6 protein-coding genes are annotated in these 5,780 nt (G+C 28.7%); 5 read left to right on the forward strand and 1 reads right to left on the reverse strand.

Translation table 11 applies throughout. The features are described 5' to 3' along the window. The first annotated feature begins 148 nt into the window (after positions 1–148). The 4 genes from MR593_RS10255 (at position 149) to MR593_RS10270 (ending at position 3,236) form a co-directional block, all read left to right on the forward strand. Complete coding sequence (locus MR593_RS10255; RefSeq protein ID WP_290692545.1) at positions 149–883, forward strand: ABC transporter ATP-binding protein; 735 nt, start codon at positions 149–151, stop codon at positions 881–883. Further along, positions 873–2,045, forward strand: coding sequence for an ABC transporter permease (locus MR593_RS10260; RefSeq protein WP_290692547.1), 1,173 nt, complete (start codon positions 873–875; stop codon positions 2,043–2,045). The genes MR593_RS10255 and MR593_RS10260 overlap by 11 nt, the downstream gene beginning before the upstream one ends. A 202-nt stretch (positions 2,046–2,247) precedes the next feature. Then, the gene (gene clpP, locus MR593_RS10265) at positions 2,248–2,856 is read left to right on the forward strand and encodes an ATP-dependent Clp endopeptidase proteolytic subunit ClpP (RefSeq protein ID WP_290692549.1); all 609 of its coding nucleotides are present in this window, start codon (positions 2,248–2,250) and stop codon (positions 2,854–2,856) included. 218 nt (positions 2,857–3,074) lie between these two features. Then, on the forward strand, positions 3,075–3,236 hold the full coding sequence (locus tag MR593_RS10270) for a hypothetical protein (RefSeq protein ID WP_290692551.1): 162 nt from the start codon (positions 3,075–3,077) through the stop codon (positions 3,234–3,236). A 60-nt stretch (positions 3,237–3,296) separates the two neighbouring features. Here the strand turns inward: MR593_RS10270 and MR593_RS10275 are convergent, their stop codons facing one another. After that, on the reverse strand, positions 3,297–3,836 hold the full coding sequence (locus MR593_RS10275) for a hypothetical protein (RefSeq protein ID WP_290692553.1): 540 nt from the start codon (positions 3,834–3,836) through the stop codon (positions 3,297–3,299). 202 nt (positions 3,837–4,038) lie between these two features. On the opposite strand from MR593_RS10275, the gene MR593_RS10280 reads away from it, so the two are divergent. Further along, a partial coding sequence (locus MR593_RS10280) for an ATP-binding protein (protein WP_290692555.1) occupies positions 4,039–5,780 on the forward strand: 1,742 nt, incomplete at its 3' end.

Raw genomic sequence — 5,780 nt, forward strand, 5'->3', positions numbered from 1 at the left:
AGAGCAAATAGACTATATGCTTTATGGGTAAAATTTACGAGCCTGCAAGATTCGAAATTTTGCAGGCTTTATTGATGTATTAAGAGAAATTAAATTATATAATTAAAATATATACGAATTTTCAATATATAAGTTGAGAGGTGATTAAATGAAGGATGTAATTTATTTGGAAAATGTGAATAAATACTATGGCAAGAAAAAGGTTTTGCACGATGTTAACTTGAGCATTCCAAAAGGGTGTATATTTGGTCTTTTGGGTCCATCTGGATGTGGAAAAACTACGACAGTTAAAATAATCGCGGGAGTTTTAAAGAAGGATTCGGGAAAAGTCACAGTTCTAGATGGTGAAATGCCTAATTTAAATATTATGGCGGATATAGGATATATGGCACAATCAGCTGCACTTTACAAGGATTTATCTGCATATGATAATCTAAAGTTCTTTGGTAGCTTGTACAAATTAAAAAAGGACGAATTGGAAAATAGAATAAATTATGTGGCAAAGCTTACTAATTTACAAGGTGATTTAAATAAAAAGGTAAGAGATTTTTCAGGAGGTATGAAACAAAGACTATCGCTTGCGATAGCTCTAATAGCAAATCCAAAGGTGCTTATTTTAGATGAGCCTACAGTTGGTATAGATCCAGTTCTTAGAAAGAGTATATGGGAGGAGCTATACAAATTAGCAGATAGCGGGGTAAGTATTTTGGTGACTACTCATGTAATGGACGAGGCGTTAAAGTGCGATAAATTAGCTATGATGAGAGAAGGTAGGATTTTGGCAGTCGGAACACCAGAAGAAATACAAAATAAGGCGAATACTACAAATCTTGAAGATGCGTTTATTTATTTCGGAAAGTTAGGTGATAATGATGAGAATTAAGGCACTTACAGTTAGGATATTAAAGCAGCTTTTAAATGACAAAAGGACTATTGCGCTTATAGTAGTTGCTCCTATAGTAGTATTGTCGCTTGTATATTACGTGCTTTGCGGAAATTCTACAGAATATACAGTAGGAGTTGTAAATGCGCCTAAGAACTTTATAGAAGAAATAGAAAATACAGATGATGAAGATAATACTATTAAAACAAAATATGTAGCTCAAAAAGATGTCGAAAATAAAATTAAAAAAGGTGAGACAATAGCCATCGTCGATATGGATGACGATTTCAAAAATGTAAAAATATACATCGATGGAACTGATAACACAGAGGCTAAAAAGGTTATATCATTGATAAAAAGCGCAATAATTTCTTCTTCGATGGATAATTCAAAAGAAAATATAGAGAATATGAAGGAAAATCTTTCTGAATTAAAAGACTCTGTAAAGGATTTATCTAAATTATATCCAAATATGAGCTCTAATTTAAACCTAGATGACATCGATTTAGATAATATGGAGTTTACAGAGACAAACTTTGATACAGATTACATCTATGGAGACGAAGATCAGTCGACATTTGACAATTACGCAGCTCCACTAGTTGGAATAATAGTATTTTTCTTTGTATATCTACTTTCAGGCATAAATTTCTTAACAGAGAGAACATCAGGAACTCTAGAAAAATTGCTATCTACTCCTATTAAAAGAAGTGAAATAATAATAGGCTATGTGCTTGGATTTAGTATACTTGCCTTAGTTCAAACTATTTTGATTACTTTATTTGTGGTATATGGATTGGGAGTAACTCAAGTTGGAAATATAGGATATGTACTTATTGTAAATCTTTTGACATCTATAACTGCTCTTATATTAGGTATGCTTTTATCTACACTTGCAAATGGAGAGTTTCAATTTGTACAGTTTATACCGATAATTATACTTCCTCAGGTGTTTTTATGTGGTCTGTTTAAATTGACAGGAGTATGGGAAATTATCGGCAGATTTATACCTCTTCATTATACTACTGAAGCACTGAGAGAGGTTATGCTTAGAGGAAATGGAATTTCTTATATAGCTGGAGATTTATTAGTACTTGTTGGATTTTCCGCATTATTTATGATTTTAAATATTAAGCTATTGAAGAAGCAAAGAGATGTTTAAATATATATATAATATAAATACATAGTATAAAATCTTAAAAATAAACATCAATTTTTATTAATACAGCATTCACAAAAATTGGTATAATAAAATTAGACTAGTTAATATAAGTTAATAGTTTTTACAGCATTTAACACTATGGGTCTTTATAATAAAGATTTTCTTATAATTATTTTCAAAATATATCGAGGGGGTTAATAGCATGAGTGTAGTACCTTATGTAGTAGAACAGACATCAGCAGGAGAAAGAAGTTACGATATATATTCTCGTCTATTAGCTGATAGAATTATTTTTTTAGGAGAAGAAGTAAATGATGCTTCTGCAAGTGTGATAATTGCACAGCTTTTATTTTTAGAGGCAGAAGATCCAGATAAGGATATTCATCTTTATATAAATAGTCCTGGGGGCTCTGTGACAGCAGGATTTGCAATATATGATACAATGCAATATATAAAATGTGATGTTTCAACTATATGTATTGGGCTTGCAGCTAGCTTTGGAGCATTTTTACTTGCAGGAGGAGCACCTGGCAAGAGATTTGCACTTCCAAATTCTGAAATAATGATACATCAACCAGCAATAGGTGGAAATGGAGTACAAGGTCAAGCGACAGACATTAAAATTATGTCGGACAATATAGTAAAAACTAAAAAGAGATTAAATGAAATTTTGGCGAAAAATACTGGAAGAACTATAGAAGAAATATACAGAGATACAGAAAGAGATAACTTTATGAGTGCCGAAGAGGCTAAAGAATACGGTATAATCGATTCCATAATATCTAGAAGTGTATCTTTAGAGAAGAAATAATTTTGAGATAATTTATTTTGAAATTTATTATCGATATATTTCGGTTTTAGTGTTAAATAGTTTTATAAAAATAGGGTGTAAAGTAGTTTATTTAAAACGAATTTACACCCTATTTTAGTTATTTGTGTGAACTTTTTAAGCTATTTGTTTAGATTTATCCTAATTTGTGAGTGATTACATATACATATTATAAATGATGTATATGGAGGTAATATAAGGTGAAAAAAATAATTGGGATAATAATTTGTGTTGCTTTAATAATAATTTTAAAAAAGCCTATATCACTTGAGCTTATGCAAGTGGTCGATTTTATAGGAAATACTTTTGGTATTAAAACTGTGGAAATTATTGATTTTTTAAATGAAATATATTATTTATAGATAGTTTGTTCTATATGTTATGCACAAATTATCTATACTTAAATTATTTTTGAGTACATATCAAGTATCAACTGTGTAAATATGTAATTTATTTGTATCGAAGTCAAATATAGCTACTGTAAAATTATATGCATATCTATCGTTTATATTTGTTTTGGATTCTTCTGGATAGTTTTCTGCATATCTATCTCTAAAATAATAAATGCCGTTTTTTATTTTAGAGATATCAGGTCCGAATGAGTCTTCATCGTCGTAATCAAATACGCCAATTGCTTTTTGAAAGTCTTTTTTTATAGGAAGAGAGTGCCATTTATCGTTTTTATCTGTAGTTTTAATAAATGATTTTCTTCCTTTTTGTGTTAATTGAATTATTGCATAGCTATTTCCGTCCATTGGAAATCCACCGTAATTGTCTTTGTACATTAAAACAGTTGAGTCAGTTGGAATTTTTGTGTCTATTGTTTCGTTGTAATACGATGGATCGTATTCGTGTTTTATATATTTACCCATATTTTTAAAGTCTTGAATTATGCATAATGACGCAAGTAATAGTGGAAAAAGTATAATCAATAATAAACTGAGTTTTCTATTTGATAACATAAAATCATCTCCTTTTGACTTTATAATAATATATCTTATTTCGAAAAACAATAATTATATATTGAAATTCAATAAAAATTAATTGTTTATTAATAAAAGTGAAAGATTTAAAATTCAAATTACAGATTCTTTTTATAAAAGTATATTATATAGATATGTCTTTAAGATATTCAAAATATAATTTGAAAGGATTGAGTTGCTGATGAAAATGGAAATACTATTCAACAAAAGTAAGTATTTAGAAGTAGATTATGATGAAAATTTTATAATTCAAGACGTCAAAACACAAATATTTGGTGATAGTCAAATAGACTTTATAAAGGATTTAATTAAAGTTAGAGAGTTATTATATCATCACTATATATTTAAAGAACCTTTGACAGAAGGAGTACTTGATTATATTTGTTTTGTTACATCTAAAACAAATACATCTATCAAGATGACAATTGATGATTTTATAAAAACAAAGAAAAATTTATACAAAACAAAAAATAAGTCTTTTTTCGTTGTAAGAGATAAAACTACTGATTTGACAGTTTTGTGTATAAAAATAGGCCAAAATATAGGAGATATAGAGATAATCAAACCTGTAAAAGATTTTGTTAAAACAAAGGATTTAATCGATGCAGTTGAGATTTTAATAAAATATAAAGAAAAAGAAAAATGGGTCTCAAGCAATGTCAATCAATGTGAAAAAACTTTATACGATGAATTATTAGATGGAAGATACAATTTTAGTATTAGCAAGTACGATAATAACAATTTTAAGCGAGATAAAAGTCTTCTATCTAGAGGACAACTAGATAATAAATACATACCTAATGAATCAAATGGATCTTTTGAATATTTAATAAAATATAAAAAACAAAATATAATGCGTGTTCAGCTAAAAAATGGTGTATATGAAGTCAAATTTGAAAATGCTCATTTTATTAGGGAAAAAATAAACAGTGAAGAACTTGTAGATCTATGGAAAAACCTAAATGATATAAAATCTTTAAATATAAACGAGATAACACCTTCACTTATTAAAAATATTTTTGATAGATTTAAAATGAATAAAATGGATCTCAAACCTGTTTACAACAATAGTAAAAGTAATTATGTAGAAAAAAACAATAAAAAAATTGGGCATCCTAATTTTTCAGATGTAGTAGGTATGGATAAAATAAAAGAAAGACTAAACGATGTAATTGACCAATTTAAAAATGAAGAAATATACGAAAAATGGAATATAGAACCGATTAGATCTATACTTCTATATGGACCTTCAGGAACAGGAAAATCATTTATAGCAGAAGCACTAGCAAATGAAATAGATGCAGTATTTATAAAATACAGTGCATCTGATATATTTCATCAATATGTAGGAGAATCAGAGGCAGCTGTAAGACGTTTATTTGATGAAGCTAGAAGTAGAAAGTGTAAAACAGTCATCTTTATGGATGAAGTAGATGCAGTTGCAAATAAGAGAAGTCAAGACGACCATGCTTGTAAGAATTCGACATTAAATGAATTGTTAGTCCAAATGGCATCGCCTGATAATAAAAATATATTTATGATATTTGCGACAAATATGGTCGATATGTTAGACCCAGCATTTCTAAGATCAGGTAGAGTTGATTTTAAAATAGAGGTCGCCTTACCAGATTACAATATGAGAAAAGGAATTTTGGAATTAAATTCTAAAAATAGACCGCTAGATGACGATGTAGATTTATCATCTATAGCTAAAATTATGAGTGGAAAAAACTGTGCTGATGTCAAACTAGTAGCTAACGAGGCGGCTAGAAGTGCTTTAAAACAAGGAAAAGAAAAAATATCACAAAAACACTTTAAAGATGCCTATGAGGAGATGATAGTAGGTCTACCTGATAAAAATAGAAATTTCGAATTAAAAGAAAGACACATAACAGCAATACACGAAACAGGACATTTATTAGC

This window comes from Intestinibacter sp., assembly GCF_022780145.1.
GTDB lineage: Bacteria > Bacillota > Clostridia > Peptostreptococcales > Peptostreptococcaceae > Intestinibacter.